The sequence below is a fragment of the Variovorax sp. V35 genome, from assembly GCF_041154465.1.
In the GTDB taxonomy this organism is placed as follows: domain Bacteria; phylum Pseudomonadota; class Gammaproteobacteria; order Burkholderiales; family Burkholderiaceae_C; genus Variovorax; species Variovorax boronicumulans.
In genome coordinates this window covers 1,757,959-1,781,634 of sequence record NZ_AP028666.1, presented here as the reverse complement: position 1 = coordinate 1,781,634, position 23,676 = coordinate 1,757,959, and the positions used below count along the sequence as shown (strand labels likewise).

27 protein-coding genes are annotated in these 23,676 nt (G+C 68.2%); 9 read left to right on the top strand and 18 right to left on the bottom strand.

Features of this window, described 5'->3' with window-relative positions; translation table 11 throughout:
• Nucleotides 1-23 precede the first annotated feature (23 nt).
• Both ACAM42_RS08200 and ACAM42_RS08195 read left to right on the top strand, forming a co-directional pair.
• Nucleotides 24-1,466 (top strand): S41 family peptidase, encoded by a 1,443-nt coding sequence (locus ACAM42_RS08200; protein WP_062477129.1) that lies wholly within the window; start codon nt 24-26, stop codon nt 1,464-1,466.
• Nucleotides 1,467-1,548: 82 nt separating this feature from the next.
• Nucleotides 1,549-2,313: a ThiF family adenylyltransferase gene (locus ACAM42_RS08195; protein WP_369631691.1), complete on the top strand. Its 765-nt coding sequence runs from the start codon at nt 1,549-1,551 to the stop codon at nt 2,311-2,313.
• Between the two features lie 31 nt (nt 2,314-2,344).
• Here the strand turns inward: ACAM42_RS08195 and ACAM42_RS08190 are convergent, their stop codons facing one another.
• Nucleotides 2,345-4,366 (bottom strand): AsmA family protein, encoded by a 2,022-nt coding sequence (locus ACAM42_RS08190; protein ID WP_369631690.1) that lies wholly within the window; start codon nt 4,364-4,366, stop codon nt 2,345-2,347.
• A 257-nt stretch (nt 4,367-4,623) separates the two neighbouring features.
• Between ACAM42_RS08190 and ACAM42_RS08185 the strand changes: the two genes are divergently transcribed.
• The gene (locus tag ACAM42_RS08185) at nt 4,624-5,028 is read left to right on the top strand and encodes a response regulator (RefSeq protein ID WP_369631689.1); all 405 of its coding nucleotides are present in this window, start codon (nt 4,624-4,626) and stop codon (nt 5,026-5,028) included.
• 7 nt (nt 5,029-5,035) lie between these two features.
• Here the strand turns inward: ACAM42_RS08185 and ACAM42_RS08180 are convergent, their stop codons facing one another.
• Entirely contained in the window at nt 5,036-5,668 is a 633-nt protein-coding gene (locus ACAM42_RS08180) for a response regulator transcription factor (protein ID WP_007837167.1), read from the bottom strand.
• Between the two features lie 130 nt (nt 5,669-5,798).
• On the opposite strand from ACAM42_RS08180, the gene ACAM42_RS08175 reads away from it, so the two are divergent.
• The 5 genes from ACAM42_RS08175 (at nt 5,799) to ACAM42_RS08155 (ending at nt 8,899) form a co-directional block, all read left to right on the top strand.
• The gene (locus ACAM42_RS08175; protein ID WP_062477077.1) at nt 5,799-7,169 is read left to right on the top strand and encodes a CHASE3 domain-containing protein; all 1,371 of its coding nucleotides are present in this window, start codon (nt 5,799-5,801) and stop codon (nt 7,167-7,169) included.
• Nucleotides 7,170-7,373: 204 nt separating this feature from the next.
• Nucleotides 7,374-7,538, top strand: coding sequence for a DUF1328 domain-containing protein (locus ACAM42_RS08170; RefSeq protein WP_070063586.1), 165 nt, complete (start codon nt 7,374-7,376; stop codon nt 7,536-7,538).
• A gap of 54 nt (nt 7,539-7,592) precedes the next feature.
• A complete protein-coding gene (locus tag ACAM42_RS08165; protein WP_062477074.1) occupies nt 7,593-7,967 on the top strand; it encodes a hypothetical protein in 375 nt (124 codons plus the stop codon).
• 49 nt (nt 7,968-8,016) lie between these two features.
• Nucleotides 8,017-8,400 carry a hypothetical protein gene (locus ACAM42_RS08160; RefSeq protein ID WP_369631688.1) on the top strand — a complete coding sequence of 128 codons (384 nt, stop codon included), beginning with the start codon at nt 8,017-8,019 and terminating at the stop codon, nt 8,398-8,400.
• The gene (locus tag ACAM42_RS08155; RefSeq protein WP_369631687.1) at nt 8,387-8,899 is read left to right on the top strand and encodes a hypothetical protein; all 513 of its coding nucleotides are present in this window, start codon (nt 8,387-8,389) and stop codon (nt 8,897-8,899) included. Before ACAM42_RS08160 ends, ACAM42_RS08155 begins: the two co-directional genes overlap by 14 nt.
• 77 nt (nt 8,900-8,976) lie before the next feature.
• On the opposite strand, the gene ACAM42_RS08150 is transcribed toward ACAM42_RS08155, so the two are convergent.
• The 16 genes from ACAM42_RS08150 to ACAM42_RS08075 form a co-directional block, all read right to left on the bottom strand.
• Nucleotides 8,977-9,471 (bottom strand): BON domain-containing protein, encoded by a 495-nt coding sequence (locus ACAM42_RS08150; RefSeq protein ID WP_062477068.1) that lies wholly within the window; start codon nt 9,469-9,471, stop codon nt 8,977-8,979.
• Nucleotides 9,472-9,607: 136 nt separating this feature from the next.
• On the bottom strand, nt 9,608-10,432 hold the full coding sequence (locus ACAM42_RS08145) for a DUF429 domain-containing protein (protein WP_369631686.1): 825 nt from the start codon (nt 10,430-10,432) through the stop codon (nt 9,608-9,610).
• A gap of 13 nt (nt 10,433-10,445) precedes the next feature.
• Nucleotides 10,446-11,327: an EamA family transporter gene (locus tag ACAM42_RS08140; RefSeq protein ID WP_369631685.1), complete on the bottom strand. Its 882-nt coding sequence runs from the start codon at nt 11,325-11,327 to the stop codon at nt 10,446-10,448.
• A gap of 16 nt (nt 11,328-11,343) precedes the next feature.
• Nucleotides 11,344-11,766 carry a BLUF domain-containing protein gene (locus tag ACAM42_RS08135; protein WP_062477059.1) on the bottom strand — a complete coding sequence of 141 codons (423 nt, stop codon included), beginning with the start codon at nt 11,764-11,766 and terminating at the stop codon, nt 11,344-11,346.
• A 3-nt stretch (nt 11,767-11,769) separates the two neighbouring features.
• Nucleotides 11,770-12,501 (bottom strand): GTP cyclohydrolase I, encoded by a 732-nt coding sequence (folE, locus tag ACAM42_RS08130; RefSeq protein WP_062477056.1) that lies wholly within the window; start codon nt 12,499-12,501, stop codon nt 11,770-11,772.
• A gap of 73 nt (nt 12,502-12,574) precedes the next feature.
• A complete protein-coding gene (locus ACAM42_RS08125) occupies nt 12,575-13,348 on the bottom strand; it encodes an endonuclease/exonuclease/phosphatase family protein (RefSeq protein WP_095949358.1) in 774 nt (257 codons plus the stop codon).
• Nucleotides 13,345-13,821 carry a dihydroneopterin triphosphate diphosphatase gene (gene nudB / locus ACAM42_RS08120; protein WP_369631684.1) on the bottom strand — a complete coding sequence of 159 codons (477 nt, stop codon included), beginning with the start codon at nt 13,819-13,821 and terminating at the stop codon, nt 13,345-13,347. The genes ACAM42_RS08125 and nudB overlap by 4 nt, the downstream gene beginning before the upstream one ends.
• A 7-nt stretch (nt 13,822-13,828) precedes the next feature.
• Nucleotides 13,829-15,637, bottom strand: coding sequence for an aspartate--tRNA ligase (gene aspS, locus ACAM42_RS08115; RefSeq protein WP_307696262.1), 1,809 nt, complete (start codon nt 15,635-15,637; stop codon nt 13,829-13,831).
• Nucleotides 15,638-15,674: 37 nt separating this feature from the next.
• Entirely contained in the window at nt 15,675-16,307 is a 633-nt protein-coding gene (locus tag ACAM42_RS08110) for a DUF502 domain-containing protein (protein WP_369631683.1), read from the bottom strand.
• Nucleotides 16,308-16,321: 14 nt separating this feature from the next.
• Complete coding sequence (locus ACAM42_RS08105) at nt 16,322-16,663, bottom strand: FmdB family zinc ribbon protein (protein ID WP_062477042.1); 342 nt, start codon at nt 16,661-16,663, stop codon at nt 16,322-16,324.
• Nucleotides 16,664-16,768: 105 nt separating this feature from the next.
• A complete protein-coding gene (locus ACAM42_RS08100) occupies nt 16,769-18,217 on the bottom strand; it encodes a sodium:solute symporter family protein (RefSeq protein ID WP_062477039.1) in 1,449 nt (482 codons plus the stop codon).
• A gap of 19 nt (nt 18,218-18,236) precedes the next feature.
• Nucleotides 18,237-19,802, bottom strand: coding sequence for a ubiquinone biosynthesis regulatory protein kinase UbiB (ubiB, locus tag ACAM42_RS08095; protein ID WP_369631682.1), 1,566 nt, complete (start codon nt 19,800-19,802; stop codon nt 18,237-18,239).
• The gene (locus tag ACAM42_RS08090; RefSeq protein ID WP_062477123.1) at nt 19,799-20,356 is read right to left on the bottom strand and encodes an SCP2 domain-containing protein; all 558 of its coding nucleotides are present in this window, start codon (nt 20,354-20,356) and stop codon (nt 19,799-19,801) included. The genes ubiB and ACAM42_RS08090 overlap by 4 nt, the downstream gene beginning before the upstream one ends.
• Before the next feature lie 57 nt (nt 20,357-20,413).
• Nucleotides 20,414-21,418, bottom strand: coding sequence for a Tim44 domain-containing protein (locus ACAM42_RS08085; protein ID WP_062477032.1), 1,005 nt, complete (start codon nt 21,416-21,418; stop codon nt 20,414-20,416).
• Nucleotides 21,419-21,459: 41 nt separating this feature from the next.
• Entirely contained in the window at nt 21,460-22,191 is a 732-nt protein-coding gene (gene ubiE, locus ACAM42_RS08080; RefSeq protein ID WP_056578284.1) for a bifunctional demethylmenaquinone methyltransferase/2-methoxy-6-polyprenyl-1,4-benzoquinol methylase UbiE, read from the bottom strand.
• Nucleotides 22,192-22,363: 172 nt separating this feature from the next.
• Nucleotides 22,364-22,777: a gamma-butyrobetaine hydroxylase-like domain-containing protein gene (locus ACAM42_RS08075; RefSeq protein WP_062477026.1), complete on the bottom strand. Its 414-nt coding sequence runs from the start codon at nt 22,775-22,777 to the stop codon at nt 22,364-22,366.
• A 105-nt stretch (nt 22,778-22,882) separates the two neighbouring features.
• On the opposite strand from ACAM42_RS08075, the gene ACAM42_RS08070 reads away from it, so the two are divergent.
• Nucleotides 22,883-23,668, top strand: a complete 786-nt coding sequence (locus tag ACAM42_RS08070) for a hypothetical protein (RefSeq protein ID WP_369631681.1) — start codon at nt 22,883-22,885, stop codon at nt 23,666-23,668.
• The last annotated feature ends 8 nt before the right edge of the window (nt 23,669-23,676 follow it).

Genomic DNA, 23,676 nt, shown 5'->3' with positions numbered 1-23,676 from the left:
ACATACAGGACATTTCACTCATGATGGGCCAGAAACTGAAGATCACCGGCTGGGTCGCCGCCGGCGCCGTTGCTGGCGTCCTGACCACCGTCTCGCTGCAGACGGTCGCGCGGGGTTCGCTCGCGCCGCTCCCGCTCGAGGAGTTGCAGCAGCTCGCGGCCGTCTTCGGGATGGTCAAGAGCGACTATGTCGAGGCGGTCGACGAGAAGAAACTCATCTCGGACGCCATCTCGGGCATGGTCGCCGGGCTCGATCCGCACTCGCAGTACTTCGACAAGAAGTCGTTCAAGGAATTCCGCGAGGGCACCACGGGCCGCTTCGTCGGCGTGGGCATCGAAATCTCGCAGGAAGACGGCCTCATCAAGGTCGTCTCCCCCATCGAGGGCTCGCCGGCCTTCCGTGCCGGCTTGAAGCCGAACGACCTGATCACCAAGATCGACGACACCGCCGTGCGCGGCCTGTCGCTGAACGAAGCCGTCAAGCGCATGCGCGGCGAGGCCAACACCAAGGTGCTGCTGACCATCTTCCGCAAGGACGAGAGCCGCACCTTCCCGGTCACGATCACGCGCGAGGAAATCCGTACCCAGTCGGTGCGCGGCAAGATGATCGAGCCGGGCTACGGCTGGATCCGCCTGTCGCAGTTCCAGGAGCGCACGGTCGACGACTTCGTCAAGAAGATCGAGGAGCTCTACAAGGAAGACCCGAACCTCAAGGGCCTGGTGCTCGACCTGCGCAACGACCCGGGCGGCCTGCTCGACGCGGCGGTGGCGGTGTCGGCGGCCTTCCTGCCCGAGAACGTCACGGTGGTCACCACCGACGGCCAGCTGGCCGAAAGCAAGTCGATCTACAAGGCGGCGCCCGAGTACTACCAGCGCCGTTCGGGCAGCGACCCGCTGCGCAACCTGCCGGCAGCGCTCAAGAACGTGCCGCTGGTGGTGCTGGTGAACGAAGGCTCGGCCTCGGCCAGCGAGATCGTGGCTGGCGCGCTGCAGGACCACAAGCGCGCCACCATCATGGGTAGCCAGACCTTCGGCAAGGGCTCGGTGCAGACCGTGCGCCCGCTCGGCCCCGACACGGGCCTGAAGATCACCACCGCGCGCTACTACACGCCCAGCGGCACCTCGATCCAGGCCAAGGGCATCGTGCCCAACGTGCTGGTCGACGAAAGCGCCGAGGGCAGCCCCTTCGCCGCCCTGCGCATGCGCGAGGCCGACCTCGAGAAGCACCTGGCCAGCGGCCAGGGCCCCGAGGTGAAGGACCCCGAGCGTGAAAAGGCCCGCGACGAAGCCCGCAAGCGCCTCGAGGAAGAAGCCAAGAAGCCGCCGCAGGACCGCAAGGTGCCCGAGTTCGGCACCGACAAGGACTTCCCGCTGGTGCAGGCGCTCAACCGCCTGAAGGGCCAGCCGGTGCTCGTCAGCAAGACGCAGGTCATCGTCGACAACAAGGACGAGAAGAAGGAAAACTGATCCCGGCGAGCGGGCCGCACGCACCGTGCGGTTCGCGCCACCGGCGTTTTCCCCTCCCCCGCACAGGCCCAGGCAGGCGCGCATGGACGATCACGACCTGCTGCGCTATTCGCGGCACATCCTTCTCGAAGAATTCGGCATCGACGGCCAGGCGCGCGTCAGTGCCGGGCGGGTGCTCGTCATCGGCGCCGGCGGGCTGGGCTCGCCGGTGGCCCTGTACCTCGCGGCAGCGGGAGTCGGCCACATCGTGCTGGTCGACGACGACGAGGTCGATCTCACCAACCTGCAGCGGCAGGTCGTCCACACGCAGGCGCGGGTCGGCCAGCCGAAGGTCGCATCGGCCGCGCAGGCCATGCGCGACATCAACCCCGACATCGCCATCGAGACCCACGCCGTGCGCGCCGACGAGGCGCTGCTGTCGCGGCTCGTGGCTGAGGCCGACGTGGTGGTCGATTGCTGCGACAACTTCGCCACCCGGCAGGCCGTGAACCGCGCCTGCGTGGCGCACGCCAAGCCGCTGGTGGCGGGCGCGGCGATCCGTTTCGACGGCCAGCTGAGCGTGTACGACACGCGCGACGCCGCCTGCCCCTGCTACGCCTGCCTGTTCCCGCCCGAGGCCAGCTTCGAGGAAACGCGCTGCGCGGTGCTCGGCGTGTTCGGCCCGGTGGTCGGCACCATCGGCACGCTGCAGGCCAGCGAGGCGCTCAAGCTGCTGGCCGGCATCGGCCCGTCGCTGGCGGGCAAGCTGCTGATGTTCGACGGGCGCAGCACGGGCTTCGACACGCTGCGCGTCTCGCGCGATCCGCACTGCAGCGTCTGCGCGCAGCGGCCCCAGGCCGGCGCCTGAGCGCCCGCCCTCTTCTTTCTCAAGTTCTTTCTCAAGGCTGGCGAGCCCCCTTGGCCCGCGCCGCACCGCGCGCGGCGGCCCCGGCCGTGGGCCGGTTCGCCAGCGCCAGCACGCCCGTGCAGTCGGCGTTCTCGCCGGGGCCGGTCTCGATGGTCGCGGCCAGTGCCAGCAGCGGGTTGATGGCGCCCAGCGCCAGCGCCGCCAGACCGCGGCCGGCCAGCGGCCCGATCTCGACGCCGCCCTTGGGCGCGCCGAAGGTGCCGCTCACGACCAGCGGCGTGCGCAGCGACAGGAAGCTGGCGCTCTTGGGCTCGGGGCGGATCACGAAGTCCAGCGTCTCGGTCGCGAGGTTGGCCTGGCCGGTGGCGGTGAAGACGGCGTTGGTGGTGTCCAGCACCAGCGTGCGCCCGTTCATCACGCCCTTGTTCACGTCGAAGGCCAGCGCGGCGCAGCGCAGCTCGACGTCGCGGTCGCCGCGCAGCAGGAACTTCAGGATGTCGCCGCCCACCAGCGTCGCGAACACGGGCATCAGGTTGCCGAACTGGCCGCGCCCCGACAGCACCGCCATGTCGCCCGACGCGCCGCCGAGCCAGCTGGCCACCGAATTGCCGGCGCCCGACAGGTTGATGCGCCCGTCGAGCCGGCCGACGCTGTTGCCCGAGTTCTCGAGCTTGGGAATGAGCCGGGCGAGCCGCAGGCCGCGCACGTCGAGCGAGGCGCGGATGTCGGCCGGCGTCTTCGTGGCGTCGATGCGGATCGCGCCCACGAGCTTGCCGTTGGCCACGCCCAGGTCCAGCGGGTCGAGCGACAGCACGCCGTCGGTCAGCCGGATCTTGACGCTGCCGCGGTCCAGCGGCACCTGGCGCACGTTGCGGATGGTTTCGGCGGTGTAGCTCACGTCGGCGTTCATGGCGTGCAGCCGCCCGAAGTCGAAGGGGTTGGTCGGCAGCACCTTGCCGCCGGGTGGGCGCTTGGGCTGGGCTGAGGCGACCGGCGCCACGCCTTCCACCGCGTTGGCGGAACGCGCCGTGGGCGGCAGGCCGATCAGCGGGCCGAGGTCGTCCATGTCCATCACGCGCGAGCGCAGCGTGCCCGACAGGCGCGGCACCTTGCCGGCCTGGTCGAAGGCCATGTCGCCGCCGATGTCCGACAGGCCCAGCCGGCCATTGAGCCCCGCCGCCTCCCAGAGCTTGCCGCGCTTGCGCAGGCCGCCGCTCAGCGCATAGGGCGGGGTCTGCGGCAGCACGATGCCCAGCAGCGGGTACAGCGCACTCAGCGTCTGGCCCTTGATCTGGAAGGTGGCGTCGATGCCGTCGAAGCCCGCGAGCTGGGCCACCGTGCCATTGGCCTTGAGCCGGGTCTGGCCGGCGGCGGCATTGATCTCGAGCGGGAACGGCGGCGCGCCCGCGGCGTTGATCTGCAGCACGTTGCCGGTGCGCCCGTCGGCCGTGAGCGGCTGGCCCTTGTAGCGGCCCTTGATTCGGTAGTGCAGCGGCAGCTCGCCGCGGGTGCTGTCGTAGTCCAGATCGGCGTGCACGTCGACGCCCAGGTGCTGGGCCAGAAAGTCGACGGCGCCCTTGTCGACCTGGATCAGGCCGATGGTGGGCACGGTGCCGGTGTCGGAGGTGTCCTTGCCGAAGGCCCAGGTGCGGCGCCCATCGGATTCCATCTGCAGGCCGACGGTGGGCGCGGTCAGCGCCAGGCTCGGAATGACCACCCGCTTGTCGATCAGCGGCCACAGGCGGATCTCGAAGCTCGCGCGCTCGGCCTTCACCAGGTAGGGGTCGCGCGCCCAGTCGGGGTTGGCGAATTCGATGCCGTCGAAGTGGATGGTGGCGGCTTTCCAGCCCAGGTCCACGTCGAGCCGGCGGGTGATCTCGAACTTGCGCCCGGTCTTCTCGCTCACGAAGCGGTTGAGCGGCTCGCGCAGCGTGTCCCACGGAAAGAAGGCCACGAGGAGCGCGAACGCGGTCAGCAGGACGGCGACCAGCAACACGAAGGCCGCCAGCAGCTTCTGCCAGCGCGGCCGGGTGCGAAGGGATTGGGTTGCCATGGTCGATTCTTACCCGGATGCGCGCCCGAACCGGGTCGGCGGCGGGCCGCAGACCCCGTGCGGCTTGGCCTACGGGCGGGCGCGAGGCGGCGTGGAGACAGCCGCCTGCACATGCGTCAGAACCCGCCTACAACGCGCGGCCCTTGAACCCTGCATGATCCGCTGCGGGAAAGCCTCAATGTCCATGGGCAGGCTCTCTCCTCCGCAGGGCGCTTGGACACGAGCACCTGCCCACCTCAGAGGAAGCGCGGTTCGGCATGGATTCCAGATTGCAGACCTACGTTGTCGAAGACAACCCCACGATCCGTGAAAACCTCATCGGCACTCTGGAAGAGCTCACCTGCACCACGGTCGTGGGCTTTGCCGAAACCGAGCAGCACGCGCGCGACTGGCTGCACGCCCATGCCGACGAGTGGCACCTGGCCATCGTCGATCTCTTTCTCAAGCAGGGAAGTGGCCTGGGCATCCTGCAGGCCTGCCAGTCGCGCAAGCCCGGCCAGAAGGTGGTGGTGCTCAGCAACTATGCGACGCCCGACATCCGGCGCCGCTGCGCCGAGTTCGGGGTCGACGCGGTGTTCGACAAGTCGAACGAGATCGACGCACTGGTCGAGTTCTGCATCCGCCAGGCCGCCGCGCTGCGGTCCGCGCCCGGCGATGCCTAGGCGCTTGTCAATCGATGAGCTTGTTCTTCAGCGCGTAGTAGGTCAGGTCGCTGTTGGAGGACAGGTTCATCTTCTCCATCAGCCGCGTGCGGTAGGTGCTCACCGTCTTCACCGACAGCGACAGCGTCTTGGCGATGTCGCCGGCGGTCTCGCCCTTGGCCAGCTTCAGGAACACCTGGAACTCGCGCTCCGAGAGCTGCTCGTGCGGCGCGGCGTCGTCCTTGCGGTCGAGCTGGCGGGCCAGCAGTTCGGCCACGGCGGGCGTGATGTAGCGCCGGCCCAGCGAAATGGTGCGAATGGCGTTCACGATCTCGATCGGATCGCACTCCTTGTTGAGGTAGCCGCTGGCGCCCTGACGGATCAGGTTCATCGCGTAGTGCTCCTCGGGGTAGCCGCTGAGGATCAGGATGCCCACGTCCGGCGCCTTGGCGCGGATCATGGCGAGGGCATCGATACCGCTTTGTCCCGGCATGGAGAGATCCATCACCAGCACGTCCAGTTCGGTGGTGCGTACCAGCTCGATGGCTTCACGGCCGCTCGCTGCCTCGCCCGCCACGCGCAGGTCCACGTGCTCGGAGAAGAACTGCCGGAGGCCCGATCGCACGATGGCGTGGTCGTCCACAATTCCAATTTTGATCATCTGTTACTTTCGTCGTTGTGCCGCAGCTTTGGAAGCCGCAGCATGCCGGTCCCTGATTGTTATCAATTATTCACGAAGTTGCATTGAATGCGACCCTAAGGGTGTCATGCACTGGTTAGCCCCCCAAAAAATGGCCGTGAGCCTGTTGCTCGCAGCGCTGGCCGCACTGGCCCTCGTGGGCATCAACGAGGCAGGATACCGGCAATCGAGCCGCGCCCTGGCGGACATCGACGAGGCGCAGCAGATCCGCGGCACGCTCAACCAGATCCTGCAGAACATGCTGGACGCCGAAACCGGCCAGCGCGGCTTCCTGCTCACGGGTGAAGCCGCCTACCGCCAGCCCTACGACATCGCGGTCAAGCAGGTGGACGGCAACCTGGCCACGCTGCGCCAGCTGTACGCCGAACGCCCGGCCGAGCGCACCCAGCTGTCCGAGCTGTCCAAGCACGTGCTGCGCAAGATCGCCGAGATGGACATGAGCGTGCGGCTGCGCCACGAGGGCAACGAGGACGCCTGGAAGTTCGTCATGACCACCGACGTCGGACGCGAGGAGATGGAAGCCATCCGCGCCACCGCCAACGAGCTGGTGAAGACCAGCAACGCGACGCTGCAGGCCGGCCAGCTGCAGGTGATGAAGTCGCTGCAGCTGGCACGCGTCGGCACCGGCATCGTGGCGCTCGCGGCGCTGATCGCCTTCTTCCTGTACCTGCGCCAGACGCACGCGCTGCGCTCCGTGGGCGAGCGCCAGCAGGAAGCGCTGCAACGCGAACGCAACGCGCTCGAGGACGAGGTGCGCGAGCGCACCGCCTCGCTGGCCGAACTCGCCACCCACCTGCAGGACGTGCGCGAGACCGAGCGCGGCTACCTGGCGCGCGAACTGCACGACGAGCTGGGCTCGCTGCTCACGGCCGCCAAGCTCGACGTGGCGCGGCTGAAGTCGCGCCTGGCCGACTCGCCCGACGCGATCCAGCGACTGCAGCATCTGACCGAGCTGCTCAACAGCGGCATCGCGCTGAAGCGCCGCATCATCGAGGACCTGCGGCCTTCGTCGCTCTCCAACCTCGGGCTGGTCGCCTCGCTGGAAATCCTGGGGCGCGAGTTCGGAGAGCGCTCGGGCCTGGAGATCGAGATGGCGCTGGAACCGGTGACCATGGACGAGTCGCGTCAGCTCACGATCTACCGCATGGTGCAGGAGAGCCTGACCAACATCGGCAAGTACGCCGAGGCCAGCGAAGCCACCATCGTGCTGAAGAACTACGCCAACCACGTGATCGTGGAGGTGGCCGACAACGGCAAGGGCTTCGACGCGCAGCGCATGCGCCCGTCGACGCACGGCCTGGCGGGCATGCGCCACCGGGTCGAGGCGGCGCGCGGCAAGCTCACCATCACCTCGGCGCCCGGCCAGGGCACGCGGCTCACCGCGATGCTGCCGGTGGTGAAGCCGGCACCGCAGGCCGGCACGCCGGCGAGCCCCGACACCCCCGCGTCGCGCGGTGCCTGACGCAGGCGCTGGCATTTCTTCACGCCCCGGGCCTGCGGCGACTCGGTCGCCTCCTACGCACCCCCGCCCCGGTCGCTGACAGGGCCGATGCGGCCCTGCCCTTAAGGTGGGTCCTGTGTCATCCGGCACCGGGCCGCGTCTTCAGCGATGCGCCCGGATGCATGGTTTCAAACCACAAAGAGGGAAGCCTCGAAGGAGTTCCGCATGCTGCACTACGCCGTGGTATTTCTGGTCATCGCACTCATCGCTGCCGTGTTCGGCTTCGGTGGCATTGCCGCCAGCGCGGTGGGGATCGCCAAGGTCCTTTTCATCATCTTTGCCGTGCTCGCCATCGCCAGCTTCCTGGCCGGCTTGCTACGACGCAAGTAGCGTAGTTACGATCCACAGGCTCCCGCATTTCATCTTCCCGGAAAGGACTCTCCCATGAACACGACCAAGACCCCTTCGCAACTCGCCGACGACGTGCGCCAGACCGCCCAGGAAGCGGCCGAAACCACCCGCGCCTACGCTCAGAACGCGGTGAATGCGGCGGGCGAAAAGGTCCGCGAACTGCGCCGCGACGCCGAACCGGGTGTCGAGCAGTTGGCCGCACGCGTGCAGCAAGCCGTGCAGCGCGGCCTCGACGCCGCCTCGACCACCAGCGCCCGCGCGCACCGCCGCATCGAACAGGCCGCCGACGTGACCGGCCGCTACATCTCCGACCAGCCCGTGCGCTCGGTGCTGCTGGCCGCCGCGGCCGGCGCCGCCATCACGGCGCTGATCGTGCTGGCCAGCCGCCGCAACCGCGACGACTACTGATCCGTTGCATCGCCACTGACCGACCGACCCCGCCCGACCACCCTCGCACATGCTTCATCCGATCTTCTCGACGGTGCTCGGGCACCCGGAGCTCATTGCCGATCACATCGCCAACTACGCAGCCCTTGTCCGGCAGGAGAGTGCCGTGGCGGGGCGCGGCCTGGTTGCCCGACTGGTCGCGGGCGTTCTGGCCGTGGCCACCGCCGTATTAGCACTCGGGCTGATCGGCGTGGCCGTGCTGCTCGGCGTGCTGCACGGCAGCTTCCACTGGGTGCTGGTGGCCGTGCCTGCCGTGGCGGTGGTCATCGCGGCGATCTGCACCTGGATCGCCACCCGCCCGAGTCCGAACTACGGCTTCGACGATCTGCGCGCCCAGCTGGCCGCGGACCTCGACGCGCTGCACGCCCCCGGAGCCCGCCATGAGCAGCCCTGATCCCCGCCGCCCTGCCGCAGCGCAGCTGACGCCGCAACAGCGGCTGGCCCTTTCTCGCCGCGCGCTCGTGCGGCAACTGAACGGCGGCGAGACGGGCGCGCCGGCGCCGCATCGCGCCTTTGCCGCCGGTGACGCCGACGACGATCTCGAATACGCACACACCGACGCCGGCGATGCGCCGCCCGCCTCGCCGGGGCGCCGCCACAACGTCTGGAGCGCGATGGCGCGCGGCGTGGTGCAGCGCTGGTGGCGCCGCCATCCCGCGCACGCGGCCGGCCAGCTGGCGCGCCCCCTGCTCGAACACTACGCCCGCACCGAGCCCGTCAAGCTCATGGCCGCCGCGGCCGCCACGGGCTCGCTGCTGGTGCTCGTGCGGCCCTGGCGGCTGCTCTCGGCCACGGCCGTGATCGCGGCGGTGCTCAAGACCTCCGACGTGGCCGACCTGGTCAACACGCTGCTGCAGAAGCCTGGGCGGCCGCCTCGGCAAGACCCGCCCTGACCTGCACGCCTGCTGCACGCACCCAAGAAAAAGCCCGGCCGAGCCGGGCTTTTTGCTGCTTGACGCAGAAGGACCGATCAGCCCTTCACTTCGAGCTGGTTGTTCACCGACTTCACGCCCTGCACGGCCTTGGCGATCTCCTCGGCGCGCGACTTGGCGGCGGCCGTCGGTGCCGGGCCCTTGAGGCTCACGGCGCCGCCCTTGGTGTCGACGTCGATCTTGATCGCGCTCAGGTCCGGGTCCTTGGCCAGGCCGGCCGAGACCGAGGCGGTGATCGCGGCATCGTCGACCGTGGCGGTCACGGCGGCGGTGGCGTCCTTGGCGGCTTCCTTCACATCGGCCGTGGCGCCGGCCATGCCGGTCTTGGCATCGGCCGCGGCTTGTTCGGTCTTGGCCTTGGCATCGGAGGCCGCCTGCTCGGTCTTGGCGACGGCGCTGTCGAGCTTCTCGCCGGCGGTCTGGTTGCCCGGCTTGTCGCAGGCGGCCAGGGTCAGCGCGGCGCCGGCGGCGAGCACGGCGAGCCAGGTGCGCGAGGTGGCAAAGGGAGCGAGGGAACGGTTCGACGTTGTCATGGGAAATCCTCCTGCGGTCGGAAATGGGTGCATGGACCGGCTTGGTCCACGCCAGTCAATCTAGTCCCCGCCGCCCGCGCCCGGGTGTCGCCGCAGGCCCGAAGCGCTGTAGGACAAGCAAGCGACGGCAGGCGGCTCAGGCGCTGACGATCCAGCCTTCGAGCGGGTCCATGGACCCCGGCAATCCGTAGCCCGGCCCGGGGCTGCCGGCGCGCTGCTGGGCCCAGGCGGCCTGCAGCAGGCACAGCACCGCATCGAGTTCGTCGCCCTTGGCGTCGGCGCGCAGCCCGTTGCGCTGTGCGGCCGTGAGTTGGAGGCGCAGGCCGAGCCGCGTGCGCCCGGCTTCCAGCGCGGCCAGCAGGTCGGCGCGCGCGGCTTCGCGCTCGGGCGACTGGCGCGCGAGGTCGTCGCTCTTGTAGCTGCGCCGGCCGATCAGCTCGCGGGCCAGCAAGCCGGGATACGCCTCCAGCGCGATGCGCTCCTTGTGCGTGCCCGTGTACAGGCCCGGCAAGGTGGCGCCGGCGGCGAGCAGGCGCGGCACGCCGGCGTGCAGCATGTAGGCGACGGGCGGGTTCACCCACTTCATCGACGGGCTCGAGCCGGCCGGCGCATCGGTCGCACGGTGCGCGAACTTGCCGCCGACCGGACGCGCCGCGCAGAAGGCGGCGAAGGTGTCGCGGATCTCGGCGCGGCTCAGGCCGGCGTAGTGGGCGATCAGCGCGTCCCACGCGGTCGGCCACTGCAAGTGCTCGATCAATTCGCGCGGCAGGCCGAAGGGAAAGTCGAAGCCGCCGACCCAGGCGGGTGTGCTGCTGTCGAGCCACTGGCCCCAGGCGTCGAGCGTGGCGAAGCGGTGCAGGCTGATCAGCGTGACGGCGTCCGGGCCGGCCAGTTCGCCGACGGCCACGACGATGGGTTTGCGGGCGGTCGGTGCGCTCGAGAAATCGCAGCCGAAGAGCATCGCCCGCCTTCGGTCAACCCAGTGCGAGCGCGATCACGCCGGCCGCGATGAACAGCGCGCCCAACAGCCGCAGCATGCGGTCGCCTTCGCGCAGCAGGTGCCCGCCGATCAGCGCGGCGAACAGCATCGACACCTCGCGCGCCGGCGCGACGTGCGAGATGGGCGCCTGCTGCACCGCGTACAGCACGAGCACGTACGAGACGGGGCTGATCGCCGCCACCAGCAGCGCGTACTTCCACTGCTCACGCCACATGCGCGCGGTGGTCGCGCGGTCCTGCAGCGCGGCGGGCAGCAGCAGCACGAGGCGCACGAAGTTGCTCATGTAGTCGAGCAGGATCGGCGACATGGCGAGGAACTTGACGGCGTAGCTGTCGGTGACCGTGTAGGCCGCGATGAAGGCGCCGGTCAGCACGCCGTAGCGCATGCCCTTGTGCACGCGCTCGCGCTGCACCGGGTCATGCTTCTTGTGAAAGAGGCGCGGACCGCCGGCCACCAGGAACACGCCGAGCACCACGCCGAAGATGCCGGCCACGCCGACGAGGCTGATCTTCTCGCCGAGAAACAGGATCGCGACCAGCGACGACAGCAGCGGCCCCGAGCCGCGCGCCAGCGGGTAGACCACCGTGAGGTCCGACTTGCGGTAGCCGCGCAGCAGCACGACGTAATAGAAGACGTGCAGCACGCCGCTCAGCACGATGAAGGCCCACTCCTTCGTGCCCCAGGTCGGCACGACGCTCCAGCCGAGCGTGATGCCCACGGGCGCCCACACCACGGCCATGAACACGCCGCTCTGGAACGCGAAGCGCGAATCGCCATTCGCCTTCTTGGCGGCGATGTTCCAGCTGGCGTGGATGACGCCAGCCAGCAGGATCAGTGCGAAAGCGGAAAGGGGCACCCCGGTCGAACCGGGATCAGTGGCGGCCGACGATGGCCGCGGTGGCCATCAGTTCTTCGAGCAGCGCGAGCGAGACCTTGCCCGAGACCTTGTACGGGTCGAGCTCGGGCTTCTCGGAGTACTTCAGCAGCGTCGAGGCGTTGAGCTTGGAGAGGTTGACCTGCCCCATCGTCCAGCCACCGAAGCGGCGCTCGGAGATTTCCTCGTAGTGCAGCAGCACCACGTCCTTGTGGCGCGGATCGCGCTGGATGTGCCCGTAGAGATCGCTGATGGCGTCGCGCCCGCCCTCGATGGCCTGCAGGAAGGTGCCGGCGCCGTAGCAGAGGATGCCGGTGATGCCGCAGGCCGGGTTGTGCGTGCGCGATTTCGCGAGGATCGCCTCGATGGCCTCGGGGCTGGTATCGACGGCGCGACTGGCATAGAGAAGTCGGACCAGCATGGCTCAGCTCTTTCTTGGCAGGAGAGACAGGAATTCGCGGCGCAGGCTCGGGTCTTTCAGGAACACGCCGCGCATGACGGAGTTGATCATCTTGCTGTCCATTTCCTTCACGCCGCGCCAGGCCATGCAGAAATGCTCGGCCTCCATGACCAGCGCCAGGCCGTCGGGCTGCGTCTTTTCCTGGATCAGGTCGGCCAGCTGCACCACGGCTTCTTCCTGGATCTGCGGACGCCCCATGACCCATTCGGCCAGGCGCGCGTACTTGGACAGGCCGATCACGTTCGTGTGCTCGTTGGGCATCACGCCGATCCACAGCTTGCCGATGATCGGGCAGAAGTGGTGCGAGCAGGCGCTGCGCACGGTGATCGGGCCGACGATCATCAGCTCGTTCAGGTGCTCGGCGTTGGGAAACTCGGTGAGCGGAGGCGCCGGCACGTAGCGGCCGCGAAACACCTCGTTGAGGTACATCTTGGCCACGCGGCGCGCGGTGTTGTCGGTGTTGTGGTCGTTCTCGACATCGATGACCAGGCTCTCGAGCACGCCCTTCATCTTGACCTCGACCTCGTCGAGCAGCGACTCCAGCTCGCCCGGCTGGATGAACTCGGCGATGTTGTCGTTGGCGTTGAAACGCTTGCGCGCTGCATTCAGTCGCTCGCGGATCTTGACGGAGACGGGCGTGCCCTCGTCATCGTCTTTTCGATCGGGAAGCGGTTCGACGTCGGTTTTCCTCAGCATGGCGGGGATCGTACCAGTGAATGGCCCCAGGGGATTCGGGCTACAACGCCCGCCCCTTCTCGGAGCAATGCTATCAATTAGGTAGCGCGAAGTCGGCTACCAGTGGAAGGTGGTCGGACATGCGGGCCCAGATCGGGCCGCGCGGCACGTTGCAGGCCAGCGGTTCGAGCTGGCGGCCATAGACGAAATCGAGCTGCGTCACGGGCAGGCGCGACGGGTACGTGAGCGTGCGCGGGCCGCGCAGGTCGCTGGTGTCGCGCAGGCCCATGGCGTTCATGGCGTAGCGCATGCGCGCGCCCCAGTCGTTGAAATCGCCGGCCACCACCACGGCCTCGTCGGCCGGCACCTCGCGCTCGATGAACTCGCGCAGTCGGGCCACCTGCCGCACGCGGCTGCCCTTGATGAGCCCCAGGTGCACCACGATGGCGTGCACCCGGCGCCCTTCGACGTCGATCACGGCATGCAGCAGGCCGCGCTGTTCGAAGCGGTGGTCGGAGATGTCCTGGTGGCTGGTGCGGATCACCGGCCAGCGCGTGAGCAACGCGTTGCCGTGCTCGCCGTGGCGCGTGACGGCGTTGGTCTCGTAGACGGCCGTGTAGCCCTCGGGCGCCAGAAAGTCGGCCTGCGGCAGCTCGGGCCAGCGCGGAAAGCGTGCAGCGGCCTGGCGGTTCATCTTGCGCACTTCCTGCAGGCAGACGATGTCGGCATCGAGCTGCTCGATGGCATGGCCCAGGTTGTGGATCTCAAGCCGACGCGCCGGCCCGATCCCCTGCACACCCTTGTGGATGTTGTAGGTCGCGACCCGGAGGTTCTGCGTTGCTGCTGCTGCGGCGGCCGGTGGGTTCATCGCGCAAATTCTGGCAGCAACAGAATGGCTTCGGCGTTCGACGGGGAAAAGCAGGCGTCGGCCGCCTCGTGGTACGGCAGCCATTGCCAGTCGGTGTGCTCGCGCGGGTCGAGCACGGGCGTCAGGCGTTCGGGCACGCACAAGCCGAACAGGTGCTCGGTGTTGTGGGTGACGCCGGGTTCGTAGCGCGCGCGCCAGCCCGGGTAGATCTCGTAGACGTTGCGCAGCTGCCAGTCGACCAGTTGCGAAGCCAGGGCGCTGCCTTCGCCGCACTGGATGCCGGTTTCCTCGGCCACCTCGCGGGCGGCCGTGAGCGCCAGCGGCTCGTCGAGGGTGTCCTTGCTGCCGGTGACCGACTGCCAGAAGTCGGACTCGGCATCCGCACGCCGGATGAGCAGCACATCGAGTGCCGGCGTGTGGATCACGACCAGCACCGACTCCGGGATCTTCCAGGGTCGGGTGCCAGTCGTCATGCCGGCCTCAGGCCGCGGCTTGCGGCGTGTTGCGCAGCTTGATGTGCAGTTCGCGCAGCTGCTTCTCGTCGACCGGGCTCGGCGCCTGCGTCAGCAGGTCTTGCGCGCGCTGGGTCTTGGGGAAGGCGATCACGTCGCGGATCGACTCGGCGCCGGTCATGAGCATGACCAGGCGGTCCAGGCCGATGGCGATGCCGCCGTGCGGCGGGGCGCCGTACTGCAGCGCGTCCAGCAGGAAGCCGAACTTGAGCTGCGCGTCCTCGGCGCTGATCTTGAGCGCGCGGAACACCTTGCTCTGCACTTCCTCGCGGTGGATACGCACCGAACCGCCGCCCATCTCGATGCCGTTGAGCACCATGTCGTAGGCCTTGGCGATGCACTTCTCGGGTGCGGTGTCCATGAGGTCTTCATGGCCGTCCTTCGGTGCGGTGAACGGGTGGTGCACGGCGCTCCAGCGCTGGCCTTCCTCGTCGAACTCGAACATCGGGAAGTCGACCACCCACAGCGGTGCCCAGCGGTCGTCGAACAGGCCCGCCTTCTTGCCGAAGGCGCTGTGGCCGATCTTCACGCGCAGCGCGCCGATGGCGTCGTTGACGACCTTTTCCTTGTCGGCGCCGAAGAACAGGATGTCGCCGTTGCGCGCACCCGTGCGGGCGATGATCTCGGCCAGCGTGGCGTCGTCCAGGTTCTTGACGATCGGGCTTTGCAGGCCGTCGCGGCCGGCGGCGGCGTCGTTGACCTTGATGTAGGCCAGGCCCTTGGCACCGTAGATCTTCACGAACTCCTGGTAGGCGTCGATCTCGCCGCGCGACAGGCCGCCCTCGGCACCGCCGCCGGGCACGCGCAGCGCGACGACACGGCCGCCGGCCATGGTGGCGGCGTTGGAGAACACCTTGAACTCGACGCGCTTCATCAGCTCGGTGAGTTCGGTGAACTCGAGCTTCACGCGCAGGTCGGGCTTGTCCGAGCCGTACTTGAACATCGCGTCGGCGTAGCTCATGGTCGGGAACACCGGCAGGTCGATGTCCGCGGCGTTGCGGAACACGTTGCGGATCATGCCTTCGAACATCTCGCGGATTTCCTCTTCGGCGAGGAACGAGGTCTCGATGTCGATCTGCGTGAATTCAGGCTGGCGGTCGGCGCGCAGGTCTTCGTCGCGGAAGCACTTCACGATCTGGTAGTAGCGGTCGTAGCCGGCCACCATCAGCAGCTGCTTGAACAGCTGGGGCGACTGCGGCAGCGCGAAGAAGCTGCCGTCGTGCACGCGGCTGGGCACGAGGTAGTCGCGCGCGCCTTCGGGCGTGGACTTGCCCAGCATCGGCGTCTCGATGTCGATGAAGCCGTTGGCATCGAGGAACTTGCGCGTTTCCATCGTCACCTTGTAGCGCAGCATCATGTTGCGCTGCATGGCCGGGCGGCGCAGGTCGAGCACGCGGTGCGTGAGGCGGGTGGTTTCCGAGAGGTTGTCGTCGTCCAGCAGGAACGGGGGCGTGACCGAGGGGTTCAGCACCTTCAGCTCGTGGCACAGCACTTCGATCTTGCCGCTCTTGAGGCTGTCGTTGGTCGTGCCTTCGGGGCGCGCGCGCACGAGGCCCGTGATCTGCACGCAGAACTCGTTGCGCAGGTTCTCGGCCACGGCGAAGGTCGAGGCGCGGTCGGGGTCGCACACCACCTGCACGTAGCCTTCGCGGTCGCGCACGTCGATGAAGATCACGCCGCCGTGGTCGCGGCGACGGTTGACCCACCCGCACAGGGTGACGGTCTGGCCCAACAGGGCTTCGGTCACAAGACCGCAATAGTGAGTACGCATGGCCATAGAGATGACTTCCGGCGCCGTCGTGGCGCGTTCGTTTTTATGAGTTGGATGGCTTCACCGCCACCGTGGTGGGGCCGCCTGGAACGACCACGCCCATCGAGACGATGTACTTGAGCGCTTCGTCCACGCTCATCTGGAGTTCGATGCAGTCGCTGCGCTTGAGCATCACGAAGTAGCCGCCCGTGGGGTTGGGCGTGGTCGGCACGTAGACGCTGAGGAACTCGCCCTCGCCCAAGTGCTCGGCGACTTCATTGCCGGGCGCGCCGGTGACGAAGGCGATGGTCCACACGTTTTCGCGCGGCCACTGGATCAGCACCGCGGTGCGAAAGGCATTGCCGTTCTCGGAGAACAGCGTGTCCGACACCTGCTTGACGCTCGAGTAGATCGAGCGCACCACCGGGATGCGGCGCACCACGGCGTCGCCCCAGCCGAGCAGGCGCTTGCCGACGAAGTTGCTGGCCGTGGCGCCCACCACCAGCAGGATCGCCAGCGTGAGCAGCACGCCCAGGCCGCGCACCTTGTGCTCGCTGAGCCAGGTCTGCCACTGCTCGGGCAGCAGCCACAGCGTCTGGTCGAGCGTGCCGATGATCCAGTTCAGCACGCCGAGCGTGATGACCAGCGGCACGATGACCAGCAAGCCGGACAGCAGCCATTTGCGCAGGGCGGACATGGGAGAGGGTTCCGTCAGTCGCCGCTCTTGGCGGCAGCCGTTGCAGCGGGGGCCGGCGCGGGAGCGGGCGCCGGTGCGGGGCTGGAGGCGGGGGACGAAGAAGAAGCGTCGGCCGACTTGGCGCCGTCGCCGGACGCAGCGGGCGCGGTGGCGGCCTCGGACTTCTTGCCGCCGCCCTCGCGGAAGTCGGTCACGTACCAGCCCGAGCCCTTGAGCTGGAAGCCGGCGGCCGTGACCTGCTTTTCAAATGCGCTCGCACCGCATTCCGGGCACACCGAGAGCGGCGTGTCCGACATCTTCTGCAGAACGTCCTTGGCAAAGCCGCAGGAACTGCACTTGTAGGCGTAAATGGGCATGGGAAATCGGGGTGGGAATGAGCGACGCAGCTGCCGCTCGCAAAGCCCTCGATTATAGGGGCGCCCCCGCCCGCAGGGGCCGTGGGGGCGCGACCCGGCCCGCCGTCAGGCCGGCTCGGTCGCCAGCAGGCGGTGCGGCGTGTGAGTGTTCGCTATCCATTGAGGCAGCAGCGAGCCGATGACCATGCCCGCGAACGAGGACAGCACGCCCGCCAGCTGGGCCGGGAAAGCGGTACCCCAGGGCATCGCCATGAACAGCAGCCAGACGCCGATGCCCCCCACGATCGAGGCGATGGCGCCCTGGGTGGTGGCACGGCGCCAGTACAGGCCGCACACCAACGGCACGAAGGCCCCCACCAGCGGCACCTGGTAGGCGCCCGACACCAGTTCGTAGATCGGCGTGCCCTGCATGCGGATCGCGTAGGCCAGCACGGCGGCGCTGAACAGCAGCACCGTGATGCGCATGGTCATCAGGTTCTCGCGGTCGGTGCCGGCGGGACGGAACTGGCGCCAGATGTTCTCGGTGAAGGTGACGCTGGGCGCCAGCAGCGTGGCCGAAGCGGTCGACTTGATGGCCGACAGCAGCGCGCCGAAGAACAGCACCTGCATCACGAAGGGCATCTTCTGCAGCACCAGCGTGGGCAGCACCTTCTGCGGATCTTCCTTCAGCAGCACGGCGACCTCCTCCGGCATGATGAGCAGCGCGCTGGCCACGAGGAACATCGGCACGAAGGCGAACAGGATGTAGGCCACGCCGCCGATCACCGGGCCGCGCGTGGCGGCCTTGACGCTGTTGGCCGACATCACGCGCTGGAACACGTCCTGCTGCGGAATGGAGCCCAGCATCATCGTGATGGCCGCGGCAAAGAAGAACACCATGTCGTGCCAGTTGGGCTCGGGCCAGAACTTGAAGAGGTCCTTGCTGACCGCGAAGGCCACCACCTTGTCGGCGCCGCCGGCCATGTCGCCCGCGAACATCGCGATGACTGCGAGGCCGACGACCAGGATGATCATCTGGATGAAGTCGGTCACGGCCACCGACCACATGCCGCCGAACAGCGTGTAGGCCAGGATCGAGACCACGCCGATCACCATGCCCAGCGGGATACTGATCGCGCCGGCCGACAGCACGTTGAATACCAGCCCCAGCGCCGTGACCTGCGCCGAGACCCAGCCCAGGTAGCTCAGCATGATGATCAGCGAGCAGGCCACTTCCACGCTGCGGCCGTAGCGCTCGCGGTAGTAGTCGCTGATGGTCAAGAGCGTCATGCGGTACAGCTTGCCCGCGAAGAACAGGCCCACCAGGATCAGGCAGGTGCCCGCGCCGAACGGGTCTTCGACCACGCCGCTCAGGCCGCCCTCGATGAACTTGGCCGGGATGCCGAGCACCGTCTCGGACCCGAACCAGGTCGCGAAGGTGGTCGTGATGATCATGAACAGCGGCAGGTGCCGCCCCGCGATCGCGAAGTCGGTGGTGTTCTTCACCCGTTTGGCCGCATACAGGCCGATGGCGATGGTGACCAGCAGATAGACGATGACCAGCGTCAACAACACGGCGAAACTCCTCCAGCCTCTAGAACAAACGCACGCGCACCAGCACTTGCATGGCGAGCAACCCCAGGACGAATCCGATGCCGCCATAGAGGATGGCCTGCAGCAGCCGGTTGGTGCGCTTCTGCGCGGCCAGCAGTTCCTGCAACTCGCGGCGGTGATCGGGCGGCCGATTTTCCAGGAAATCGTGCAGCAAACGCGGCAATTGCGGCAGCAATTTCGCGTAGCGCGGCGCCTCGGCCCGCAGCTGCTGGAACAGCTTCTTCGGCCCGATCTGGTCGACCATCCACTTCTCGAGGAAGGGCTTGGCCGTGGCCCAGAGGTCGAGCTCAGGGTCGATGCTGCGGCCCAGGCCCTCGATGTTCAGCAGGGTCTTCTGCAGCAGCACCAGCTGCGGCTGGATCTCGACGTGGAAGCGGCGCGAGGTCTGGAACAGGCGCATCAGCACCATGCCCAGCGAGATTTCCTTCAGCGGCCGGTCGAAGTACGGCTCGCACACGGTGCGGATCGCCGCCTCGAGCTCGTCGATGCGCGTGCCCTGCGGCACCCAGCCGCTCTCCAGGTGCAGCTCGGCCACGCGCTTGTAGTCGCGCCGGAAGAAAGCCGCGAAGTTCTGCGCAAGGTATTCCTTGTCGGACTCGGTGAGCGTGCCGATGATGCCGAAGTCGAGCGAGATGTAGCGCCCGAAGGTCTCGGGCGCCAGGCTCACCTGGATGTTGCCCGGGTGCATGTCGGCGTGGAAGAAACCGTCGCGGAACACCTGCGTGAAGAAGATCGTCACGCCGTCGCGCGCGAGCTTGGGAATGTCGACGCCGGCAGCGCGCAGCTTGTCGATCTGGGCAATGGGCACGCCGTTCATGCGCTCCATCACGATGACCTCGGGGTGGCAGAAGTCCCAGAACATCTCGGGGATCAGCACCAGGTCGAGCGAGGCCATGTTGCGGCGCAGCTGCGCGGCGTTGGCAGCCTCGCGCACGAGGTCGAGCTCGTCGTGCAGGTACTTGTCGAACTCGCCGACCACCTCGCGCGGCTTCAGGCGCTTGCCGTCGGGCGAGAGCTTCTCGATCCAGCCGGCCATCATGGCCATGAGGGCCAGGTCCTTCTCGATCACGCCGCGCATGTTGGGGCGCAGCACCTTCACTGCCACGTCGCGGATCTCGCCCTGGTTGGTGCGGATGGTCGCGAAGTGCACCTGCGCGATCGAGGCGCTGGCGATGGGCGTTTCGTCGAACTGCACGAACACGTCGCTCACCGGGCGGCGGAAGGCGCGCTCGATGGTCGCGACCGCCACCGCCGAGGGGAACGGCGGCACACGGTCCTGCAGGAAGGCGAGCTCGTCGGCGATGTCGGGCGGCAGCAGGTCGCGCCGCGTGGACAGCACCTGGCCGAACTTCACGAAGATGGGGCCCAGCCGCTCCAGCGCCTCGCGCAAGCGCTGGCCGCGCGGCGCGTCGAGGTTGCGTCCGATGGAGACGATGCGCGCCACCACGCGCAGCCAGGGTTTCTGGAAGCTCGTGAGCACGAGCTCGTCCAGGCCATAGCGCAGTGCGACCCAGACGATGAACAGGCCGCGATAGAAGCGACTCATTCGGCGTGGCCCGCCGCACCGCCGGCACGGGCCGAGCGGTCGCCGACGAACTGGCGCAGTGCACCCACCACGCGCCGCACGCCGTTGCCCAGCGTGTGCGCGGGCACGTCGCCGATCACGCGGGCCAGGTCGTCCTCGACGTCCCAGCGCACGTGATCGACCAGCCAGTTGACCTCGGCCGCGAGTTGCACGTCGCCGACGATCTGCACGGAAGGCTTGTCGCCGCGCAGCGTGGCGCGGGCGATGTCGAAGGGGGAGTCGTCGATCACGGTGAGCGTGAGTTCGGGCGTGGAGCCGGCAGGTGCCAGGTCGAGCAGGCCGGCCGGCGTGGCCACCAGTTCCATCGTCACGAAGCGCCACTGGAAGCGCACCACCCTGCCCTGCTGGCGCAGCAGCCGCTGCTGCGCTTCGGGCTCCTGCTGCAGCACGTGGTTCAGGAACAGGACCGCGCGGTGCTGGATCTCGTGGACGGCCCAGGCCGGCGGCTGCAGGCGTTCGCCGATGCGGTTGAACAGGTCGCCGAGCAAAGAAAAAGGGGACGATGGTGTAGCCATGGTCCCCATTATCCCGTCAGTGCTACGGCCGGGTGACGGCCGTGGCTCAGGTTTTTGTCACTGCAGCGCTTGCACGCCTGCGACGAGCCAGCCGGCGCTGCCGGTCTTGGTCATGTTCCAGACTTCGCGGAACGGGGCCGGGCCCGCCGAGGCGTCTTCGCGGATCATGCCGGAGAACTCCACGCTCGCCATGTAGGCGTCGGGCAGCTCTTCGATGCCCAGCAGCTTGGCGTCGAGCATCACGACCTCGGTCTTGTTGAGCGCACCGCCCGTGTGGCTGGCGCGATCGGCCAGTTGCGTGCGGATCTCTTCGACCATGCTGTCGGTCATCATGGAACGCAGCATCGACACGTCGGCGCGGTCCCATGCGTCTTGCAGGGTCACGAAGTTGCGCTTGGCGGCGGTGAGGAAACCGTCGGCGTCGAAGCCCGCGGGGATGCCCCAGGACTGCGAGCCGGCCAGTGCCGAACCGATCATGCTGCCGCCGGCTGCGGCACCCGCGGCCGACAGGCTGCTGCCGTGCGATGCCGGTGCGGCATCGAACGCCGCGGCGTTGCGCTCCCACGGCCGTGCCGAGGCGTCGTTACCGACGTTGGCCGGGCTGTACTGTGCCGGTGCGCGCGCATCGGCAGGGCTGCCAGCGCCCTGGAAGGCGAAAGCGCCCTGGCGGTTGGCGTTGCCCGACGACGCGGCCGAGCGCGCCTTGAAGATGCGCCACACCGCGAGCGCGGCGAAAGCCAGCAGCGCGATCAGCAGGATGTTGGCGAAGCCGGCACCCAGGCCCAGCGAATTCGCGAGCCATGCCAGGCCGAGGCCGGCAGCGAGACCGCCGAGCATCGCGCCCCACGGACGCTTCGGTGCAGCGGCGGCGGGCGTTGCGGGCTTGGGCGCCGCGTTGGTCGCGTTCTGCTGCGCGGGGGCCGCGGGCTGCGTGGCCTGGCGCTGCGTCACGTTGGACGACTGGCGACCGACGGACTTGCCGCCACCCATGCGAGCAGCTTCCGCCTGAACGCTCACCAGCACCAGTGCTGCTGCCAAGAACAAAGAACCCAAACTCTTCATGCCGTCTCCTCTTGAGCGAAAAATTCGCGTCGTCATCGTGATCAACACTTGATTCCAACATGGAGGGCTGCAATTCCCCCCGTCATGTTGTGATAGTCCACATGTCCGAAACCGCCCTCTTTCATGAGGGTCTTGAGCTCCTCTTGCGAGGGATGCATCCGGATCGATTCGGCCAGGTAGCGGTAGCTCGCGTCGTCCCCGGCCACGAGCTTGCCCAGGCGCGGCAGCACGTTGAACGAATACCAGTCGTAGGCCTTCGTGAGCGGCTTGGCGACCTTCGAGAACTCGAGCACCAGCAGCTTGCCGCGCGGCTTGAGCACGCGGTTCATCTCCTTGAGGGCGACGTCCTTGTGCGTCATGTTGCGCAGACCGAAGGCCACGGTGACCACGTCGAAGTGGTCGTCGGGAAAGGGCAGCTTCTCGGCGTCGCAGACCGTGGTGGGCAGCACCACGCCGGCGTCGAGCAAGCGGTTGCGGCCGGTGCGCAGCATGGCTTCGTTGATGTCGGTGTGGACCACCTGGCCCGTGGCGCCGACCTTCTTCGAGAAGGCGAGCGCGAGGTCGCCGGTGCCGCCCGCGATGTCGAGCACGCGCGAGCCTTCGCCCACGTTCGCGACCATCACGGTGTAGGCCTTCCAGGCCCGGTGCAGTCCGGCCGACATCAGGTCGTTCATGATGTCGTAGCGCGAGGCCACCGAGTCGAAGACGCCGCGAACGCGTTGCGCCTTCTCGCTTTCGTCGACTTTCTCGAAGCCGAAGTGGGTTGTACTCATGCGCTGGATGTTAGGCCGGAAGGCATTCCTTCAAGGCGACGACCCCGCGGGCACGGCGGACATTTGTTGCTTTTTCCTCCAACGGAGGGCCGCCGCAACGCGCGTCTTTGCTGTGTGTAAGGCTATCTTTTCAATAGCAACAGGGCATGTTTACCCTCGGTTCCCGCGGCGCTCAGTGGCTGCTGCAGGCGTGGCCGCCCTTGTCGGCCATCGGGGCGTCGCGGTCCACGCCGGCCGCGGCCAGGCGCCGCTCGTAGTCGGCCCACAGTTCGGCCTGCCGCGCGCCCAGGTCGTACAGCAGGCTCCAGGTGTAGATGCCGGAGTTGTGGCCATCGCTGAAGGCGGGCTGCACGGCGTAGTTGCCCACCGGCTCGAGCCCGACCAGGTCGACGTCGCGCTTGCCGGTCTGCAACACCTCCTGCCCCGGGCCGTGGCCCTGCACCTCGGCCGACGGCGAGTAGATGCGCATCAGCTCGAAGGGGATGCGGAAGGTGGCGCCGTCCGAGAAGCCGACCTCGAGCACGCGCGATTGGCCATGCACGGTGATCGATTGGGGTGTCGGCGCGCCGGCTTGCAAACCTGCCATGGGGAATCCGTTCGGAAGAAGAGAAAAGAGAAAAGGGGTGGGACTCGCGCAGTATGCCGCGCGCTGCGCGCCAGCGTGCCGGCCGCCTGCGCTTAGCATCGCTGCATGCCGTCACGCACACGCTCTCCCCTCCTCCTGTCGCGTCCGAACCGGGCCGCCCTCGTCCTCTGCATCGCGCTCGCGGGCGCCGCCCTCGCCCCACCGGCCCATGCCTTCTGGGGCCTGATCGGCAAGGCGGCAGGCAAGGCCGCGACCGCCGGCAAGGCGGCCGGCGTGGCGGGCAAGGGCGCGGCGGTCGGCGCCGGTGCGGTGGCGGCCGAAGGCGCGACGGGCGTGGCCGCCAAGGGTGCGATGGCGCTGGGCGACGATGCGGCGCATGCCGCGCAGGTCGGCTCGCGGGGCTTCGGCGGCGCGCACGAACTGAGCGCCGTGAATGCCGCGCTGCCGCCCGAGGTCGCGGCCTACCTCGCCAAGCCGGCGAAGGAGCTCACGCCCAAGGACACGTCGTTCATGATGGACAGCTACCGGCAGATGGTCGAGCGCGCCGGCAAGAGCGGCGACTTCACCGCCGTCGAGCGCATGCCGACCTCGGCGGGCACCGCACGCACGTTGCCTGCGGAGCCGGTCAAGGCTGCAGCAACACCGCAGCCGACAACCACCACCACGTCACCCGGCAACTCGGGCGCGCTGCCCTTCCACGCGGTGCGCCTGCTGGCCCATGCCGCGCATGCGGGCAACAAGAGCGCGCAGGCCGAGCTCGATCGCGTGTGCAGGGATGGCAGCGTGGCCTCGAAGCGCTTCTCGAAGGAAACGCGCGCCACGCCGGAATTCAAACAGGCCTGCGCGGACCGCAAGGCAGGCAGCGCGACGCGCACCGCCGCGGCCAACTAAGAAGAAAC